This window comes from Nonomuraea sp. CA-143628 (genome assembly GCF_050942315.1).
In the GTDB taxonomy this organism is placed as follows: domain Bacteria; phylum Actinomycetota; class Actinomycetes; order Streptosporangiales; family Streptosporangiaceae; genus Nonomuraea.
Genome location: NZ_CP192072.1, coordinates 13,214,913 through 13,233,726 on the forward strand (window position 1 = coordinate 13,214,913; position 18,814 = coordinate 13,233,726).

At 67.6% G+C, this 18,814-nt stretch carries 18 protein-coding genes; 5 read left to right on the forward strand and 13 right to left on the reverse strand.

Features of this window, described 5'->3' with window-relative positions:
* Positions 1-6: 6 nt before the first annotated feature.
* Positions 7-477, reverse strand: a complete 471-nt coding sequence (locus ACQP2T_RS60340) for a hypothetical protein (protein ID WP_433513613.1) — start codon at positions 475-477, stop codon at positions 7-9.
* Positions 478-706: 229 nt separating this feature from the next.
* Between ACQP2T_RS60340 and ACQP2T_RS60345 the strand changes: the two genes are divergently transcribed.
* Complete coding sequence (locus ACQP2T_RS60345) at positions 707-2,194, forward strand: aldehyde dehydrogenase family protein (protein WP_433513614.1); 1,488 nt, start codon at positions 707-709, stop codon at positions 2,192-2,194.
* A 113-nt stretch (positions 2,195-2,307) separates the two neighbouring features.
* On the opposite strand, the gene ACQP2T_RS60350 is transcribed toward ACQP2T_RS60345, so the two are convergent.
* On the reverse strand, positions 2,308-2,520 hold the full coding sequence (locus ACQP2T_RS60350; RefSeq protein ID WP_433513615.1) for a hypothetical protein: 213 nt from the start codon (positions 2,518-2,520) through the stop codon (positions 2,308-2,310).
* Positions 2,521-2,646: 126 nt separating this feature from the next.
* On the opposite strand from ACQP2T_RS60350, the gene ACQP2T_RS60355 reads away from it, so the two are divergent.
* Positions 2,647-3,165, forward strand: a complete 519-nt coding sequence (locus tag ACQP2T_RS60355; protein ID WP_433513616.1) for a PadR family transcriptional regulator — start codon at positions 2,647-2,649, stop codon at positions 3,163-3,165.
* A gap of 13 nt (positions 3,166-3,178) precedes the next feature.
* Here ACQP2T_RS60355 and ACQP2T_RS60360 read toward each other — a convergent pair whose 3' ends face one another.
* From ACQP2T_RS60360 to ACQP2T_RS60390, 7 genes are all read right to left on the reverse strand, one after another.
* On the reverse strand, positions 3,179-7,315 hold the full coding sequence (locus ACQP2T_RS60360; protein WP_433513617.1) for a molybdopterin-dependent oxidoreductase: 4,137 nt from the start codon (positions 7,313-7,315) through the stop codon (positions 3,179-3,181).
* Positions 7,316-7,657: 342 nt separating this feature from the next.
* Positions 7,658-8,893 carry a Gfo/Idh/MocA family protein gene (locus ACQP2T_RS60365; protein WP_433513618.1) on the reverse strand — a complete coding sequence of 412 codons (1,236 nt, stop codon included), beginning with the start codon at positions 8,891-8,893 and terminating at the stop codon, positions 7,658-7,660.
* Positions 8,894-9,047: 154 nt separating this feature from the next.
* On the reverse strand, positions 9,048-10,325 hold the full coding sequence (locus ACQP2T_RS60370; protein ID WP_433513619.1) for an ABC transporter substrate-binding protein: 1,278 nt from the start codon (positions 10,323-10,325) through the stop codon (positions 9,048-9,050).
* Between the two features lie 34 nt (positions 10,326-10,359).
* Positions 10,360-11,229 (reverse strand): carbohydrate ABC transporter permease, encoded by an 870-nt coding sequence (locus ACQP2T_RS60375; RefSeq protein WP_433513620.1) that lies wholly within the window; start codon positions 11,227-11,229, stop codon positions 10,360-10,362.
* Positions 11,213-12,196 (reverse strand): carbohydrate ABC transporter permease, encoded by a 984-nt coding sequence (locus ACQP2T_RS60380; RefSeq protein WP_433513621.1) that lies wholly within the window; start codon positions 12,194-12,196, stop codon positions 11,213-11,215. The genes ACQP2T_RS60375 and ACQP2T_RS60380 overlap by 17 nt, the downstream gene beginning before the upstream one ends.
* Before the next feature lie 290 nt (positions 12,197-12,486).
* Positions 12,487-13,050: a YdeI/OmpD-associated family protein gene (locus tag ACQP2T_RS60385; protein WP_433513622.1), complete on the reverse strand. Its 564-nt coding sequence runs from the start codon at positions 13,048-13,050 to the stop codon at positions 12,487-12,489.
* Entirely contained in the window at positions 13,050-13,676 is a 627-nt protein-coding gene (locus ACQP2T_RS60390) for a TetR/AcrR family transcriptional regulator (RefSeq protein WP_433513623.1), read from the reverse strand. Before ACQP2T_RS60390 ends, ACQP2T_RS60385 begins: the two co-directional genes overlap by 1 nt.
* 113 nt (positions 13,677-13,789) lie before the next feature.
* Between ACQP2T_RS60390 and ACQP2T_RS60395 the strand changes: the two genes are divergently transcribed.
* Complete coding sequence (locus ACQP2T_RS60395) at positions 13,790-14,788, forward strand: NADPH:quinone oxidoreductase family protein (protein WP_433513624.1); 999 nt, start codon at positions 13,790-13,792, stop codon at positions 14,786-14,788.
* 89 nt (positions 14,789-14,877) lie between these two features.
* The gene (locus tag ACQP2T_RS60400) at positions 14,878-15,597 is read left to right on the forward strand and encodes an SDR family NAD(P)-dependent oxidoreductase (protein WP_433513625.1); all 720 of its coding nucleotides are present in this window, start codon (positions 14,878-14,880) and stop codon (positions 15,595-15,597) included.
* Positions 15,598-15,662: 65 nt separating this feature from the next.
* Here the strand turns inward: ACQP2T_RS60400 and ACQP2T_RS60405 are convergent, their stop codons facing one another.
* The 4 genes from ACQP2T_RS60405 to ACQP2T_RS60420 form a co-directional block, all read right to left on the reverse strand.
* A complete protein-coding gene (locus ACQP2T_RS60405; protein ID WP_433513626.1) occupies positions 15,663-16,058 on the reverse strand; it encodes an MmcQ/YjbR family DNA-binding protein in 396 nt (131 codons plus the stop codon).
* Between the two features lie 138 nt (positions 16,059-16,196).
* Entirely contained in the window at positions 16,197-17,090 is an 894-nt protein-coding gene (locus tag ACQP2T_RS60410; RefSeq protein ID WP_433513627.1) for a hypothetical protein, read from the reverse strand.
* Positions 17,091-17,188: 98 nt separating this feature from the next.
* Complete coding sequence (locus ACQP2T_RS60415; protein ID WP_433513628.1) at positions 17,189-17,374, reverse strand: hypothetical protein; 186 nt, start codon at positions 17,372-17,374, stop codon at positions 17,189-17,191.
* A 22-nt stretch (positions 17,375-17,396) separates the two neighbouring features.
* The gene (locus ACQP2T_RS60420) at positions 17,397-18,074 is read right to left on the reverse strand and encodes a carboxymuconolactone decarboxylase family protein (RefSeq protein WP_433513629.1); all 678 of its coding nucleotides are present in this window, start codon (positions 18,072-18,074) and stop codon (positions 17,397-17,399) included.
* Positions 18,075-18,149: 75 nt separating this feature from the next.
* Here ACQP2T_RS60420 and ACQP2T_RS60425 point away from each other — a divergent pair, with 75 nt between their 5' ends.
* Positions 18,150-18,776 carry a TetR/AcrR family transcriptional regulator gene (locus ACQP2T_RS60425; RefSeq protein WP_433513630.1) on the forward strand — a complete coding sequence of 209 codons (627 nt, stop codon included), beginning with the start codon at positions 18,150-18,152 and terminating at the stop codon, positions 18,774-18,776.
* The last annotated feature ends 38 nt before the right edge of the window (positions 18,777-18,814 follow it).

Here is an 18,814-nt window from a genome sequence, read left to right on the forward strand (position 1 = left end):
GAGTGCTCAGTCCCATAACCGGTCGTCGGCGTACACCCTGATGTCGGTGACCTGGCTGATGTGCCGGCCGCCACACCGATCGCCCGGCATCACCAGGTGCGGCCCCTCGTCGTCGAGCCCCCGGCAGTCCATGCTGACGGCCAGCAGCGCCGGGGTGTGGCCGAAGTCCGGGTCGATCTCGCCCCATGACAGCACCGCGCGGTGGCCGTCCCGGCCCAGTACCGAGATCAGGAAACGCAGCCGGTCCTTACGCTCGCCCGGATCGAACGTCGGCTCGGCCGCCCGCAGCACGTCGAGGAGCAGCGGCCCGGAGAAGTAGTGCCGCCGCAACCCGGAGGTGCGGCACTCGAATCTCACCGTGGTCTCCCGCTGCGGCATCGAGCGGAGTGTCGCGACGCTCAACCAGGCAGGTACGCGTACGTCGCCCGACAGAGCCACCTGGCCGTCCGTTGGAAGATCGGTTGACGTGGGCTGCACAGGCACCCTCCTCGCCTCGCCATGTCTGCTCTTCGCATGCCCGCCGCCGAACAAGGTCACACTCAACTGCGAGGCGCATTCATCTTTGTCGTGGCAGATGAGAGGACAATCGCCTGATCCAGGCCGCTCATGCCCTCTTGCCTTCTCTCGTCTTCAGTAGTCTCATAGGGACTACCAAGCGCTGGCTCGGATTACCAAGCGCACGTTCATCGACAGGAAGCCGACGCTGATGACGGTGACCTTGGACAAGAGCGTCGAAGACTTCGTGGCGACGCCTCGGCAGCTCTTCATCGACGGCCGGTGGGTGGACGCCGCCTCCGGCAAGACCTTCGCCACCCCCAACCCCGCAACCGCTCAGCCACTCGCACATGTGGCCGAGGCCGACGCCGAGGACGTCGAGCGGGCCGTGGCCGCCGCCCGCCGCGCCTTCGACGGCCCGTGGTCGCGGCTGACACCGTCCGAGCGCGGACGAATGATCTGGAAGATCGGCGACCTGATCCTGGAGCACGCCGAAGAGCTCGCCCAGCTCGAATCGCTGGACAACGGCAAGCCCCTGACCGTGGCGCGCGCCGCGGACATCCCCCTGGCCGCCGACATGTTCCACTACATGGCCGGATGGGCGACCAAGATCGAGGGCAACACGATCAAGCTGTCCGTGCCGTACATGCCGGGTGCCGCCTTCCACGCCTACACCCTGCGCGAGCCCATCGGCGTCATCGCGCAGATCATCCCGTGGAACTTCCCGCTGCTCATGGCCGCCTGGAAGCTCGCACCCGCGCTGGCCACCGGCAACACCGTCATCCTCAAACCGGCCGAGCAGACCCCGCTCACCGCGCTGCGCCTGGCCGAGCTGATCGCCCAGGTCGGCATCCCCGACGGCGTGGTCAACGTCCTGCCCGGGTACGGCGAGACGGCCGGAGCCGCCCTGGCCGCCCACGACGGCGTGGACAAGGTGGCCTTCACCGGCTCCACCGAGGTCGGCAAGCTCATCGTGCACGCGGCGGCGGGCAACCTGAAGAAGGTCACCCTCGAACTCGGCGGCAAGAGCCCGAACATCGTCTTCGACGACGCCGACCCGGAGATCGCCGTTCAGGGCGCGGCCAACGCCATCTTCTTCAACCACGGCCAGTGCTGTGTGGCCGGATCCCGGCTGTTCGTCCAGGAGGAGCGCTTCGACCAGGTCGTCGAGGGCGTCGCCGAGATCGCCCGCGGCATCAAGCTGGGCTCCGGGCTGGAGCCCGACACCCAAATGGGGCCGCTGGTCTCCGAAGAGCAACTCCAGCGCGTGACCGGCTACCTGGACTCCGGACACCGTGAAGGGGCGCACACCGTGGTCGGCGGCGCCCGGCACGGTGACCAGGGCTACTTCGTCCAGCCCACCGTGCTCATCGGAGCGCACCCGTCGATGAAGGTGGTCCGCGAGGAGATCTTCGGGCCGGTCGTGGTGGCTTCGCCGTTCTCCGACCTGGACGACCTCGCCGCCCAGGCCAACGACACCACCTACGGCCTCGGCGCCGGCATCTGGACCCGCGACATCTCCAAGGCGCATGCCCTGGCGGGCAAGATCCGGGCCGGGACGGTCTGGATCAACTGCTACAACGTCTTCGACGCGGCCCTGCCGTTCGGCGGCTACAAGCAGTCGGGCTGGGGCCGGGAGATGGGCCACGAGGTGCTGGAGGCGTACACCGAGGTCAAGGCGGTCTGCACCCAGCTGTGACAAGCCTCCGGGCCGGCTCGGGAAAGGCGGACCCGGGGAACGAGGGGCGGACGCGGCGGATCACACCGGCCGCGCCCGCCCTTCGTGTGCCGGGGCTCCTGCGTGTGCCGGGGCTATGGATGGGTCGTGTCGACCCAGGTGAGCACGGTGAACGGGACGGCGCTCGAGGGATGGTGGAGGCTGCCGAAAGTGATCCGGTAGGCGATGTCCTCGGTATCGCCGGGCGGCCCGAAGGGCACCTGCACGATGCCGACGTCCTGGTGGATATAGGTGAGCATGCCGTCGCAAGGCCCGCCGACGCAGATGGCGTTCGGAGCGGGTTTCATCGCGGGCCGACCCGTAAGACGCGCACGTTGTTTCCTGTCACCGGCAGTTCTCCGAAGCTGTCAGCTAGTCTTTATGAGACTAGTTGGCCGCTCTCTGATTGCCGCTGTCGCCCCTACCCTGGATGCGTGGACTCTCGCGGGTTGTCGCTCACCGAGTGGGTCGTGCTCGCGCTGGTCGCGGAGGGGCCGACGCACGGCTTCGCCGTCTCCCAGCTCACCGGGCCGGCCGGCTCTGTCGGCACGATCTGGCAGGTGCCTCGGCCGCGCGTCTACCGCGCGCTCGACCAGCTCGCCGACCTGTCGCTGATCGAGCCGTCGGGTACGGAGCCAGGCAGGGGCGGCCCCCCACGCACGCTGTACGCGATCACCATGCCGGGGCGAGCCGCCGTGGACGCGTGGCTGATGCGGCCGGTGGAGCACATCCGCGACATCCGCACCGAGTTCCTGGTCAAGCTCGCGCTGCTCGACCGGATCACGAGGGACTCACGACCGTTGCTGGAGGCGCAGGCGGAGCGGATCAAGCCGATCATCGCCAGCCTGCGTGAGCAGCGTGACCAGGCATACGGGTTCGAGCACATGGTGGCCTCCTGGAGATATGAGACGGCGGAGGCGGCCCTGCGCCTGATGCAGACGGCTAGAAGGTGAACGTGAACCGTCGTCAATACACGTCACGTACGTAGCGCTTGCTCGCGGCCAGCTGCTTGACGTAAGCGGTCGCGTCATCAGGAGAGAGGCCGCCATAGCGGGCCGTGATGTCATGCAGAGTCTGGTCGACGTCCTTGGCCATCCGGCCGGCGTCGCCGCACACATATACGTGGGCCCCGTCCTGCAGCCAGGCCCAAAGCTGGGCACCGTGCTCGCGCATGCGGTCCTGAACATAGACCTTGGCGCGCTGGTCACGAGAGAAGGCCAGGTCGAGGCGGGTCAGCAGCCCGTCGTCGTGCATTTGGGCGAGTTCGTCGCGGTAGTAGAAGTCGGTGGCCCGGCGCTGCTCGCCGAAGAAGAGCCAGTTACGGCCGTGGTGGCCGAGGGCGCGGCGTTCGTCGAGGAAGCCGAGGAAGGGGGCGACGCCGGTGCCGGGGCCGATCATCACCATCGGGGCGCCCGGGTCCGAGGGCGGGCGGAAGTGGGTGGTGTGCTGGACGTACACCGGCACCTGGGTCCGCTCGGGGTTGTCGGCCAGGTAGGCCGAGCACGCGCCGCTGCGTGGGCGGCCACGCAGATTGTCGAAGCGGACCACCGAGATGGTCAGGCGTATCTCGTCGGGGCTGGTCAGCGGGCTGGAGGAGATGGAGTAAAGGCGCGGCTGGAGCCGTTTGAGCACGCCGATCCATTCCTGGGCGGCGGCGCGTACCGGGAGTTCGGCGATGACGTCAATGGCCTGGCGGCTCCAGGTCCACTTGGCCAGCTCGCCCTTGTTGCCTGGACGTAGCAACCGGGACAGATCGCGGTCGCGAGTACGTTCGGCGACGAACTTGAGCAGGCCCGAGGTGATCTTGGTGATGTCCAGATGGCGGTGCAGCGCCTCGCCGAAGGGAAGCGAGCCGAGGCCGGTGAGCTCCACGTTGTCGACCGGGCTGAGACCGGTCACCGCCAGCCATTCCATGACCAGATCGGCGCTGTTGACGGGAATGACGCCGAGCGCGTCCCCGGCCTGGTAGGCCAGCTCGCCGCCGGTGTCGAAGGTGAACTGGCGAACCTCTTTGGCCGAGCCGGGCAGGCTGAGCAGCCGGTTGCCCGACAGGGTCGCGGTGAAAGGGGCCGTCTTGCTGTGGCTCGGCGTGGGCGGCGAGGCGGGCGTCGTCTCGGTGAGCGTGGTGAGCACATGGTCGAGCCAGCTCAGCGCACGCTCCTGGTCGTCGGGCTCGCAATCGGCGCGCGGCGCCAGGCGTACCGCGCCGAGCTCCTCCAGACGCCGGTCGAGCTGGCGTCCATGACCGCAGAAGTCGTCGTAGCTGGAGTCGCCGAAGGCCAGCACCGCATAGCGCACGCCGTCGAGCCGCGGCGCTCCGGGCTCGGCGAGCGCCTTCCAGAAGGCGGCACCGTTGTCGGGCGCTTCACCGTCGCCGAACGTACTGGAGATGACCAGCAGGTCCGCCTCCGCCGGAAGAGCGGCCGGGGTGCAGTCGGCCATGTCGACGAGCCGGGCCTTGCGGCCCGTGTCGGCCAGGCGGCGAGCGCTGGCGGCGGCGAACTCCTCGGCGTTTCCGGTCTGCGAGGCCCACAGGACGATGAGCTCGCGCACCGGCGCCTCGGGCGCCTCCGGTACGAGGGCAGGGGCCGCGACACGAGAGAAGGCGCCGGCCAGCGCGCCGTTGATCCACGGAGCATGGCTCGGGTCGATGGGGGCGTGGCTTGGCAAGATCGGTACGGCCGTACCGGTAGGCGGCGCATCGCTCAGACCGGCCAGGAACCCGGCCAGATACTGGCGTTCGTGACCTGCGAGCACCGGCGGGGCCAGCTCGCCCAGTCCGAACAACCCGGCCAGCGCCGCGACCGGACCGGGCACCGCCGCCTGCGCCGCGACCGGACCGGACACCGCCGCCTGCCCCGTGCTCTGAACGGCCGGCTCGGGTGCTCGTGAGGGCGCGTCGGTGGCCTGCTCCGTGGCCACTCTGGCCAGGGAGACCGCGCACACCTTCAGCTCGGGCTGGAACGAGATCGGATCCACGGCGTCGCTGGTGACGGCGTTGACGCTGAGGTACTCGCCGAACAGGTCGTTCCAGTGGAACGGCGCGAAGCTGTTGCCCGGCATCACCCGGTCCGTTACGACCGCGGGCAGCACGGCCCGGCCGCGCCGTGAGGAGATCGCCACCAGGTCGCCCTCGCCGATGCCGAGCTCAGCCGCGTCCTGCGGGTTGATCTCGACGAACGGGCCGGGGTTGAGCTTGTTCAGCTTGGCGACCTTGCCGGTCTTGGTCAGGGTGTGCCATTGATGCGGCAACCGACCGGTGCTGAGTACGTACGGGAAGTCGTCGTCGGGCAGCTCGGCGGCGGGTAGGTGCGGGCGCGGGAAGAAGACGGCGCGACCGTCGGCGGTGGCGAAGGCCAGGCGCGGGCGGCTGCCGTCCTCCCGTACGAGCGGCGCCTGGCTGAGACCGTCGTTGAGATAGCGGATCGGGTTGCGCGCGCCGGAACCGGGCGCGCTCGGCCACTGCACCGGCGTCTCCCGCAGCCGCTCGTAGGTGACGCCGCGCAGGTCGTAGCCGGTCGCGGGATTGCCCGCCCGCTTGATCTCCTCGAACACCTCCTCCGCGCTCTCATAGGAGAAGTCAGCCTCGAACCCCATCTCGCAGGCGACCCTGGAGATGATCCGCCAATCTGGCAGCGCCTCCCCGACCGGCTCGACGGCCTGCTGGAGCAGGGTGAGGTTGCGCTCCGAGTTGATCATCACGCCTTCGGACTCGGCCCACAGGGCGGCCGGGAGGACGACGTCGGCGTAGGCGTTCGTCTCGGTGGCCGCGAACACGTCCTGGGTGACGACGAACTCGGCGGCCTCCAGACCGGCGATCACGGTCTTGCGGTTGGCGACACTGGCGATCGGATTGGTGCAGATGATCCAGCACGCCTTGATCTCGCCCTCGGCCATCCGCGAGAACATCTCGATCGTGCCCTGCCCGGCCTCGGTCCGAAGCGTACCGGGCGTGATCCCCCACAGCTCCTCGACGAACCGGCGATCCTCCTCCACCAGCGCCGACCGTTGCCCGGGCAGGCCGGGCCCCATGTAGCCCATCTCACGCCCACCCATCGCATTGGGCTGGCCGGTCAGCGAGAACGGGCCGCTGCCGGGGCGGCAGATCGCGCCCGTGGCCAGGTGCAGGTTGCACAGCGCATTGGTGTTCCAGGTGCCGTGAGTGCTCTGGTTGAGGCCCATCGTCCAGCAGCTCATCCACTCGCCGGCTTCACCGATCCACTGAGCCGCCCGACGCAGGTCGGCCTCGGGTATCCCGGTGATCTCCGCGACCTTGGCGGGCGGGTAGTCGAGCAGGAAGTCCGGCATGGCCGCCCAGCCGTTGGTGTGCTCCGCGATGAACTCCTGGTCGATGTGGCCGTCCTCGACCAGGAGGTGCAGCAGCCCGTTGAGCAGGGCCAGGTCCGTGCCCGGCCGGATCTGCAGGAACAGGTCGGCCTTGTCGGCCGTGGCCGTGCGGCGCGGGTCCACCACGATCAGCTTGGCCCCGGCCTTGACCCGGTCCTTCATCCGCAGGAACAGGATGGGGTGGCAGTCGGCCATGTTCGCACCGATGACGAAGAACACTTCGGCGCGCTCGAAGTCCTCGTACGAGCCGGGCGGGCCGTCCGAGCCCAGCGACAGCTTGTAGCCGCTGCCCGCGCTGGCCATGCACAGCCGTGAGTTCGACTCGATCTGGTTGGTGCGGACGAACCCCTTGGCCAGCTTGTTCGCCAGGTACTGGGCCTCCAGCGTCAGCTGCCCGGACACATAGAACGACAGCGCGTCGGGCCCGTGCTCGTCCAGGATCGTGCGCAGCCGCCGGGCGGTCGCCGTGATCGCCGCGTCGACACCGGCCTGCTCCGGCTCCGCGCCTCGATCCGGCCGGACGAGCGCCCGCTCCAGCCGTCCCGGAGCCGCGAGCATCGCCGCGCTGGTGGCTCCCTTCGTACACAGACGACCGGCGTTGGCCGGGTGGCTCTTGTCCCCCGAAGCCTTGACCACCCTCCGCCGCCCATCGGCGCCACGCGTTACGTCGAGCACGATGCCGCAGCCGACGCCGCAATAGGAACAGACGGTCTTCACACGCGTGGCCGTGCCGTCGTCCGGGTCTGTCGCCGTCATCGGCCCTCTTCTTCTACAGGGCCTGAACGCTGTCCCGGGCAGTGGGCGCGTCGCAGCCGCAGCGGGCAGATCCAACACGCAAAAGGTAAGAAGCTGGTGTTACAGGGACGTCACATCAGCCGGCTGCGGCCGGTTACCTTCACATCACCACCGATCCCTGCCCGCCACACCTGCTACTTCAGCCCGATCCCGGCCGAGCACCCCGCCTGCGGCAACTCCGCCTCGACCCCGATCGGGCGTCCACCGCCCATCCCACCACGCTTCTCCACATGGATCCCGGACAGCACCGCTGACGCCCGGTCAAGGGACGACGGAACCCTCGACCGGGCGACCGGTCGTCGGTCAGGCGTCGGCCAGGCGGGTGCCGTCGTCGGTCAGGCGGACGGCCTGGCCGGTGGTGGCCGAGCGGGTGGCCGCGGCTCCCACCAGTACGCTGCGGATGCCATCGCGGTACCCGGCGGGGCGGCCCAGCGGGTCCTCGCTCGGGCCGCGGAAGACGTCGTTCAGGAGCAGCCGGTCGCCGCCGCCGTGACCGCCCTCCCCCTGCTCGATGATGATCTCCTCCGACTCCTGCCAGTGCCGGTGCAGGGTGAGCTTCTCCCAGGCGCCGGCCGCGTGTTGCTTGGTGGCGGCGCTCGGGTCGATCGCGGCGTGCGGCGGTGTCCAAGATCGCTCGCACACCTCCAGCTCGATCCGGCCCTCCGTGCCGTTGAACACCACGCGGTAGCCCTCGTACGGGGCGTGCGCGGTGAGCGAGTACGTGAGCATGGCCCGGTTCGCATAGCGGACCAGGACCGACATGTTGTCGTCGATCGTCACGCCCGGCCCGAAGACGTCCTGGTCGCGGATGTAGCCGTCTTCGTGCTCGGCGTCCAGGTAGAGGCGCTTGAGATGCTCGTCGGTGGAGATGTCCAGGATGAACGGGTCGGTGCCCAGGCCAGGAGCGCCCTGGCCGCGGGCGGGGCGCGGGCCTCTGGGCAGGGCCTGGCCGTAGAAGCGCAGGTCGGTCTGGGCGAAGACGAGCTCGGGCGCCGCCGCGAGCCACCAGTTGACCAGGTCGAAGTGGTGGGTGGACTTGTGCACCAGCAGGCCGCCGGAGTTGGCCCGCTCGCGGTGCCAGCGGCGGAAGTAGTCGGCGCCGTGGATGGTGTCCAGCGCCCAGTCGAAGTGGACGGAGGTGACCTGGCCGATCGCGCCCTCGCTGATCAGCTTCTTCACTGCCGAGTTGCGGGGCGAGTAGCGGTAGTTGAAGGTGACCACCAGTTTGCCCGGGTTGCGCTCGGCGGCGGCGGCGATGGCCTCACAGCCTTCGGCGTCGACGGTGAGCGGCTTCTCCACGATGACGTCGAGGCCCGCGTCGAGGGCGGCGACGACGTAGCGGGCGTGGGTCACGTCCATCGTGGTGACCACGACGGCGTCGGCCAGCTCCAGCAGCTTGCCGAACTCGTCCGGATGGAAGCGGGGCACGTCATCGCCGATGCGCTCGGCGTAGTAGTCCATGCGGGTCCGGTTGGTGTCGCAGAGGCCGACGATCGTACCGGTGTCCCGCCAGTCGCCCAGCAGGGCGTCGATGTACATCCGGACACGGTGACCAAGGCCGACGAAGGCGTACCTGGTGCTCAACTTCTCTCCCCGAGTAGCGAAAATGATGGGCCGGAGCCACTGACGACCCCGGCCCTGCCGTACCGGCCTCGGCCTTGCCGTACTGGCCCCGGCCTTGCCCGTACCGAGCTCAGCCGGCGAGGGCGGCGTTGGCTTCGGTCAGGAACTTCTGCGCGGCGGCGTCCGGAGTCGTCTTGGCGAAGACGACCTCCTCGGTGACGCGCTTGAGAATGTCGTCCACCTGGAGGGCGCCCTTCGGCGGAGCGGCGATCGGGCTCAGCTCGCTCCTGACCTCGTCGATGAAGCCCAGCGTCTTCTGGTCGACGGCCGGCAGCTTGTCCTTGACGGCGGCGAGCACCTTGGCGTTGGTCGGCAGGCCACGGTCACTCAGCAGGATCGAGGCCGCGTCCGGGTCGTTGACCATGAAGTCGATGAACTTGGCGGCTTCCGCGGGGTGCTCGGACTTGGCGGCGACGGTGTAGAACATCGACGGCTGCAGGAACATACCGCTGGTGGTCGCCTCCTTCACCTTGGGCATGCGCAGCAGGGTCAGCTCCTGACCGGACGCCTTGGTCAGGCCGCCCAGCTGGTTGCTCCACCACATGCCCGTCGCACCGGCGTTGGTGCCCAGCGGCGACTGTTCGACCCCGCCCGCGATCAGCTCGGAGCTCTTCGCCGCGTCAGGCGAGCCCTTGGTCTGGATGAGCTGCTGGTGGATGGCCCACCAAGCCTTCAGCGTGTCAGGCGAGACGCCCAGCTTCTTACCGTCGTACAGCTTCTCGCCCCGCTGCGCCGCGAAGATCTGCAGCCAGGCGGGGTTGTAGTTGTACTCGGCTCCCGTGATGCCGCCACCGCTCGCGCTGATCTGCTTGGCCAGGTTGATCCAGTCGTCCCAGGTCCAGGACTTGTCGTCGGGCACCTTCTGCTTGGCCTTCTCGATCGTCGCCTTGTTGACGAGCATGGAGAAGGCGTTGACGCCGGAGGGAATGGCGTACTGCTTGCTGTCGATGTTCCCGGCGGCGAGCGCCTGCTGGTCGAGGTCGGTCGTGACCACCTTGCCCGCCAGGTCGGCCAGGGCGCCGCGCCCGGCGTACTCGCCCAGGCCGCGGATCTCGATGCTCATGACGTCGGGGGCGTCGTTCGCCGCCACCTTGGTGGCCAGCTTCTCGTAGTAGTTGTTGAAGTCGGAGAAGTCACCTTCGACGTTGATGGTCGGGTTCTTCTCCTCGAACTTCTTGATCACCTGCTCGGTGAGCTTCTGCCGGGAGTCGCTGCCCCAGTACGAGAAGCGGAGTTCGACCTTGCCGCCGTCCGCCTTGTCGCCGCCGCCGCAGGCGCCGGCCGACGTCATCACGGTGGCCGCGAGCAGGGCAACCGTCCAAATCTTCTTGCGCGAGCTGAAACTCACAGCTCTACCTCCTGGTGAAGAGTTGCGGGGGGTGTTACTTGAGTCCGGTGGTCGCCATGCCACGGATCAGGTATTTCTGGCCGGCCAGGAAGAATCCGAAGATCGGCCCCAGCGACACGATCGACATCGCGAACATCGGCCCCCACGAGGACTCACCACTGGAGTCCAGGAACTGGCGCAGCGCGACGGCGACCGTGAGGTTGTCGGAGTTCGTCAGGTACAGGTTCTGGCTGAAGAAGTCGTTCCACGTCCAGATGAAGGTGAAGATGCCGGTTGTCGCGAGCGCCGGGGTGCAGAGCGGAAGGATGACCTGGAGGAAGACCCGCCAGTAGCCCGCGCCGTCGATGGAGGCTGCCTCGTCGAGCTCCCTCGGCAGGGTCCGGATGAACTGGACCATGAGGAAGATGAAGAACGCGTCCGTGGCCAGGAACTTGGGCACGATCAGCGGCCAGATCGTGTTGATCCAGTCGAGGTTGGAGAACACGATGTACTGCGGCACGACCGTCACATGATGCGGCAGCATGATCGAGCCGAGCATGACCGCGAACCAGAGCTTCTTCAGCGGGAAGTTCAGCCGGGCGAAGGCGTACGCGGCCAGGGAGCAGGCGATCAGGTTGGCCGCCACCGACAGACCGGTGATGACCGCGGAGTTCCACAGGTAGAACCCGAAGGAGTGCTTGAGCGAGGTCCAGCCCTCGCTGTAGTTCTCCAGCGTGAAGGTGCTCGGCCACAGGCCGGGCTCGCGGAAGATGAGCTCCTCGGGCTTGAGCGAGCTGGACACCATCCAGAGCAGCGGATAGAGCATGACCAGGCCGAACCCGATCAGCAAGATGTGCTTGAGCAGCCGGCTGCCCCGCGGAAGCGGGCGGAACAGCAGCGGGACGGCCTTACTTGGTGTCGCCATAGAAGACCCAATACTTCGACGCGAGGAAGTTGACGCCGGTCAGTCCGGCGATGATGAGCAGCAGCACCCAGGCCATGGCTGCCGCGTAACCCATGTCGTAGCTCTTGAAGCCCTTCAGGTACAGGTAGAGCGTGTAGAAGAGCGTGGAGTCGACCGGTCCGCCCGTGCCGCTGCTGACGATGAACGACTGGGTGAAGGACTGGAACGACTTGATCACTTCGAGCACGAGGTTGAAGAAGATGATCGGCGTGAGCAGAGGCAGCGTGATCGAGCGGAATTGGCGGAGCTTGCCCGCTCCGTCCACCTGAGCCGCCTCGTAGTAGCTCTGCGGGATCTGCCGCAGCCCCGCCAGGAAGATGACCATGGGCGCGCCGAAGGTCCACACGTGCAGGAGGATCAGCGTCCCCAGCGCGGTGTCGGGATCGGAGACCCAACCGGCACCCTGGATGCCGAAGACGTCCAGCACCGCGTTGACCAGGCCGTCGCTACCGAAGATCTTGCGCCAGAGGATCGCGATCGCCACGCTGCCACCGAGCAGGGACGGCAGGTAGTAGATCGAACGGTAGAACGACAGACCGCGCAGTCCCCGGTCGAGGGCCAGCGCCAGCCCGAGCGCGAAGGCCAGCTGCAGCGGCACCGACACGACCACGTAGATCGTGGTCACCTTCAGCGAGGTGAGGAACCGCGTGTCCTCGGTGAACATCTTCGCGTAGTTGTCGAGCCCGATCCACTTGGCTGTTTCCAGCATGTTGAAGTCGGTGAACGACAGGTAGAGCGACGCCAGGATCGGGCCGACCGTGATCACGAACAGGCCGAGGAACCATGGTGCCAGGAAGAGGTAGGCCGTACGGGCCTCTCGCCGTTTGTGGGCGTTCACCCGCTTGGCGCGCCCCGCACCCGGCGGCTTGGCGTGGGCTCGCCTGGGAGCGAGCGCCCGTTTGGGGGTTACCGCGATCGAATCGGACATAGACGCATGTGTCCCTCATTCCTGGCCGTCCGGGCACGGCGGGGATTGGATAGCGCTTTCCTATAGGTGCGCCAAAAGTTTCGTCAACCCTTTGCAGGCGTTACGTAGATGTTACCGATATATCGTGATCTATGTTTTCCCAGCTCACGCCGCTATCCGAGCAATTAGCTTCCCAGCTAAATTTTTCCGCGAACTACAACCGGTTGCATCATTCGGCCCACCAGGAGCCGCTCAGCTCCTTGATCGTGAAGGCGCGGCTCACCCGGTCGCGCAGCGGCCGCCAGGCAGCATCAGGGGTGGATCTTCTTCTGCTCGGCCAGCATCGTGACGTACTGCTCGATACGACGTGCCCGAGTCTCGGGCTTCTTGGCGTCCTGCACGCGATACAGCACCGCGTACCGATTGCGGCTGTCCAGCGTTGCGAAGAATTCCTGCGCGGCGGGATTCTGCGCCAGGGCACGCGCCAAATCCTCGGGTACCGTGGCGGTCCGCGGTCCGTCATATGCGGCGTCCCAGCGGCCGTCCTCTTGCGCGCGCTGGATCTCCAGCAGGCCAGCGGGCCTCATCCGACCCTGGTCGATCAGCGCGGTGACCTTGTCGCGGTTGACCTTCGACCATTTGCTCCTCGGCCTGCGGGGAGTGAAGCGCTGCAGCCAGTGGTCATCGTCGAACTTGGCCTTTTGCCCGTCGATCCAACCGAAGCACAGCGCCACGTCAAGCGCCTCGGCATAGGTCAGCGACTGGCCGCCCGCCACCTTCTTGTCGAGCTTGAGCCAGATTCCGGACGAGGAGGCATGGCTGACGGCGAGCCATGCTTCGAATGCCGCGGCCGAGGGGAACCAGCGAGTTTCCATTAGATCACCTGCTGTGATGGCGCTGACGTGAGGGTGTCCCAGGCGGCCATCGCGCAGGTGATGACCGTTTCCAGTTCGGCGCGGGTGGCACCGTCGCGGGCTTGTATGGAGAGGCCCTGCACCACGGTGGTGTAGTAGCGGGCGATGGCGTCGAGGCTGGTGGGTGCCGCGGTGAGGTCGCCGTCGGTGACGCCGCGGGCAAGCCGGTCTTTGACGGTGGTGAACTGGTCGTGCCGGCGGTCGGCGAGGAATTCTCGGACCGCGTGGTTCTCCACGGCGCCGGTCGGCGCGGCGAGGATGAGCATGCAGTAGTGCGGGCTGTCGGGGCGGGTGATCTCATCGGCGGTGGCACGCAGCATGGCGTGGATCGCGGCGCGCGTGGTCGGTTGTTCGCGCAGCGCGCGCCTGGGCGGCTCGCCTGAGGTCGTGCCGTAGAGCGCCATGACCTTGCGGAACAGGTCCTCCTTGCCGCCGAAGCAGGCGTAGATGCTGGCCGAGGCGATCCCCATGGCCTGGGCCAGGTCGTTGAGCGAGGTGCCCTCGTAGCCCCGTTCCCAGAACAGGTCCAGCGCCTGGCGCAGGGCGATGTCCGGGTCGAACGTGCGCGGCCTGCCGCGAGCAGCCATCGGGACGTGCCTCCATACTTGTTTGTCGTTCGATCAAGTTTACCTTGACCTGCGTCGTACGGGCGTGCCACGATTTATTTGCCGTTCGACAAACAAAGAGGAGGTCGATCGTCATGAGCATTCCCGCGACCATGCGCGCCTTGGAGCAGACGTCACTGAACGGCCCGCAGGACCTGCGCCTGATCACCGACGCGCCGGTACCGAGCCCAGGCCCGGGCGAGGTCCTGATCCGGGTCACCGCCGCCGGCGTCAACTTCGTCGACATCTCACAGGCCCGCGGCACGTTCGCGGGCGGCCCGCGGCCGCCGTACCTGGCGGGCATCGAGAGCGCCGGTGAGGTCACCGCCGTCGGTGAGGAGGTGACCGGCCTGGAGCCCGGCGCCCACGTCATCGGCGTCGACGTCACAGGCGGCGCCTTCGCCGAGTACATGGTGCTGCCCGCAGCCGGGGCGGTGCCCGTGCCGGCGGGCTGGGCCGACGAGCAGGCGCTCGGCCTGGTCGTGAACTGGCCGACCGCGCTGGCGGCGCTCAAGCCGCTGGGCCGCGTCGCCGCCGGGCAGACCGTGCTCATCCACGCCGCGGCCGGCGGGACCGGCCAGGCCGCGGTGAAGATGGCCAAACACTACGGCGCGACGGTGATCGCCACGGCCTCGCCAGGCAAGCACGAGGTGGTACGGGCTCAGGGCGCCGACCACGTCATCGACTCCCGCGGCACCGACATCGCCGCCGAGGTCCTGCGGCTGACCGGCGGCGCGGGCGCCGACCTGGTGCTGGAGTCGGTCGGCGGCGCCACCCTCGATGGCAGCCTGGCCGCGGCCAAACGGGTCACCGGCCGGGTCGTCGTCTATGGCCTGGCCGGCGGCGAAGCCGCGATCACCAACTGGGAACTGATCTACAAACACCAGATCCACCTCATCGGCCTGAACATCGGCACCCTGATCCAGGCCGCACCACAGATCTTCGGCGAGGTCATGGGCGAGATGTCCGGCCTCCTCGCGGCCGGTGTGCTCGGCCCCGGCCGGCCCACCGTCTACGAGCTGGCCGAAGGGCCGAAAGCGCTCGCGGAACTGGAAGCGCGGGCCACCGTGGGCAAGCTGGCCCTGCTGCCCTGAACAGACCGCGACGCCAGGCGGCTTCTGCCGCCGACAGGCACGAGCGCAGGCTCGCGCCCGATCACACCGAAATGGCAGGAGCAACAGGCATGACCATGAAAGACAAGACGGTCCTGGTGACCGGGGCCAACCGCGGCATCGGGCAGGCGCTGGCAGCCGAAGCCCTGGCCAGAGGCGCCAGGCAAGTGTATGCCGGCACCCGCCAACCGCTGGCCCACCCGGACGACCGGGTGACGCCCCTGATCCTCGACATCACCAGCGCGGCGCAGATCCAAGCGGCTGCCGATCAGGTCGAGTCACTGGACATGTTGATCAACAACGCCGGCATCGCGCTGCCCGATGACCTGACCGACCCCGCCGTACTCGAACGCCATCTGGCCGTCAACCTCTTCGGGACCTATGCCGTGACCCAGGCCTTCCTGCCGGCGCTGACCCGCTCCCACGGGGCCATCGTCAACATCCTCTCGGTGAACTCTCTCGCTGCCTTGCCGTTCATACTCCCGGCCTACTCCGTCTCGAAGGCGGCCGCGTTCTCCTTGACCCAGTCGCTTCGCGCTCAGGTGGCCGGGCAGGGGGTAAGGGTTCACGCCGTCCTGCCCGGCCCGGTGGACACCGATATGATCCGCGACTTCGACATACCAAAGGCATCCCCGGAATCGGTCGCGCTGGCCGTCTTCGACGCCATCGACAATGGCGAGGAGGAAATATTCCCCGATCCCGCCTCAGCGCCCATGGCTGCTCTCTGGCGCGATAGCGCGGCCAAGGTGCTCGAGCGCCAGTTCGCGCAACTGGCACCCGTCAGCTCGTAAGCGAGAGGAAATGCTCAGCCCCGGCCAGGCAATCACGCTCGCCGAGGTGTGCAACGAATAGCCCGTCAGTGCTCCGGCGGACTACCCAGCTTCTCCCGTTCAGCCCTGGTCAGACGGGCCACAACCAGGTCGTAGGAGTGATCGACCAGGTCGAGAAGTTCGTCGTCGGGCACGGAGCCGTCGAGCGTGATCGTGTTCCAGTGCCGCTTGTTGAGGTGGTAGCCCGCGGTGATCGCGGCATACCGGCCACGCAGACCGACCGCGAGGTCCGGGTCGCATTTGAGGCTGATGCTGCCGGGAAGCGAGCCCAACGCGACCAGCGCGAACATTTTGCCGGCGACTTTGAACACCGCCACCTCGTCGCCGAACGGGTAGTCCTCCACCGATCCTGGCTGAGCGCCGCACGCCGCGATCATCCGGTCACGCCGGGAGCTGTGCGCCATCGCGTACTCACCTGCCATCCTCTGGCTCCACGGCCGGTGCCAAATCCTAACTTTCCCAGCGTCCGCGCAGGAGACTCGGTGAGTCTTAGCGGGCCGAGATTCATCATCGCCGATGACGTCGGTGCGAGGGACAGAACGGGCACGCTGTGCAGCAGTTCACCCCCACACGAGGTCTAATACCGACCCCGCGATGAAGAGGATCAGGGCCGCCCACTTCACCGGATCGCCGGTTGCCTGCCGCCCGAGGAGAAACAGGCCCCATGAACTCAGGACCTGTACAGCGGCCACGGTCAGGCGCAAATGAGTGTTGATTCGGGCCCGCCGATGTTGCAGAGCAAACGCAAAAGAGCTGCCAGCAACGAAAATTCCGAACCCCACGACCGTCGTGATGACCTGTTGCAGGTAAAGGAAGAACAGGGCAACCCCTGCCGCACCGACGGCGACCATCCCAGGAATGATGCAGCCGGACAGACCACCATCGGTGCTGTACCTTCTGTGTTGCGCGGCCAGGAAAGAATTCGCCTGGTCCGGCAACTCGAGTCGGCGAGCGACCTCCTGTACGGCTTCCGCTTCGATGAACGCCGCCTGATCAGGGCATATGCGGTCGCCGTGCTGCTCGCTACACGGGCACTCCGCTCTCATTCGGGCGCTCGCTCGTGCGATGAATTCCTCGACGTTGGCAACCGACAGCAGCGGCGGCACCGCCGCCGGCGGAGACTCGGAGAACCGATACCCCTTTATATGAGGAATGACAAACCCGTTGATCGGAACGGTACCCGGGACGATGGGCGCCTCGATCGCTGCGCCCAGGATCGTTGCGGCCAGCTGTTTCGGTAGGTGGTCATACTTCGCGAACTTCCGGATCTCGCGAAGTAATGCGCGTTGTCGCGTCGCCCGCTTGTGGGCTCGCCGTAACCGCTCGCGACCCACAAGATCGAGTGCGACCGCCAGTCCGGCGAGAAACTGGAGCAGCTTTCCCGACTTGGCCAACCACCACGCTGCCGGATACTCACCCGATGCTTGCGACAGTCCGTAGAGGAGGGTGGCCACGACATCGACCTTACCCAGCCGCGCGCACCGCGGCATTCGGCCTTTGTCACCCGGCAATCCAGCTGATCAACCAGCCCAGACCAACGCGTAGATGGCGATCAGCTCAGCCTTTGCGGGCCCGGGATCCTCCTCGTGGATCGCTGGGTGCGGGTGGTCACCACCGCACCGGCGTACGAGCCGATCAGGGTGGCCTTCTCGCGGGTGACGTCGCCGGTCGGCCGGTCGCCGAACTCGCGCTGGAACTCCTTGAAGTCGGCCGGCTCAGGCAGGCCCTCGCCGTCCACGACATGACCTCGCACTTCAGGCTCAGGCGGCGCCGAGTTCGGTGAGCAGGGCGTCGAGTACGTGCATGGCGCGCCATGCCTTGGTCATGCCGAACTGCGCGGAGAACCGTACGACAGCACGGGCCTCCTCCGGCGTGGCGCCGGCGGCGAGGGCGCGCGTCAGGTGGGCGCGGAAGCTCTCCTCCAGGGTCTGGAAGAGCACGTCGACGGTCATCGTCATGAACGCGCGCTCACGGACCGACAGCAACCGCATGTCTGCACGCATCCGCGACTGCAGGTCCATGTAGCTGCCGAACGGTGCGTCGAGGGCGGCCACGGCCTGCCGCAACGGCTCGGGGATCGGGCTGCCCGTGCCGCCGGCGTTCACCTCGTGGCCCTGGCCGGTGGGGGCGGGCAGGGCGTACTCCCGTTCCAGGTCGGTCAGGCGGGCGAGCGCCGCCAGGGCGGCGGGATAACCGCTGTCGTAGGCGACGAAGCGGAGCACTTCGCGCAGGTGGTCGGCCGACAAGCCGCAGTCTGCCGCCATCATCACATGCTGCTGGAAGGGCAGGCCGAGGGTCTGCTGACAGACGTCGGCGGTGAGGCACAGCAGCACCTTCTCGCGCGTGGTCAGCTCCGGGCTCTCGTCCCAGAGCAGGCGGTCGGTGGCGGCGCTCATCTCGGCGAACACCGAGTCCAGTGCCTTGACCTGGTTATCCATAGAAAACCTCTGTTATGTGAACGACTGTAGTGCTACGACTGTAGCGCTAAAGTCGTTCGCCTACAATGGGCCACCATGGACACGATCCCCTCCGCTCCGGCCAGCCCTTCTGGCGGCAGGCGGGGCCGCAACCCGCGCGGCCAGGGCGAGCGGCTGCGCGAAGACATCGTCGGCGCCGCCCTGCGGCTGCTGGACGAACACGGCGACGACCAGGCCTTGTCCATGCGCGCGGTGGCCCGGGAGGTCGGCGTCGCGGCGACCTCTGTGTACATTCACTTCGCCGACCGGGACGCGCTCGTACTGGCCGCCCTGGAAAAGTTCCATCGCGAACTCTTGGAGGCCGTCGATCAGGCGGAGACCGGTGCCGCCGATCCGGCGGGGAAGCTGCGTGCCCGCGTCCTGCTGCTGGGCAGGTGGGTGCAACGGCACCCCGGCCTGTACAAGGTGCTGCACGAGAGCACACTCAACCAGCGGGCGGCCATGTCGTTCAAGCAGGAGCTGGCCGAGCGCACCACCGCCGCGGTGCAGCGATGCATCGACGCCGGGCTCGCCCCGGCCGACGACGCCGCAGTGGTCTCGCTGGACCTGAGGGCGGCGGTTCACGGGTCCGTGTCGATGCGGGTCAATCAGCCCGACCTGCCATGGCCGCCGCTGGAGGAGCAGGTCGATCGTTTCCTGACCAAGCTGGTCGGCCTCGGGTGAAAACCAGATGCGGGCGGCGAGACAGATCGTTTACCCTC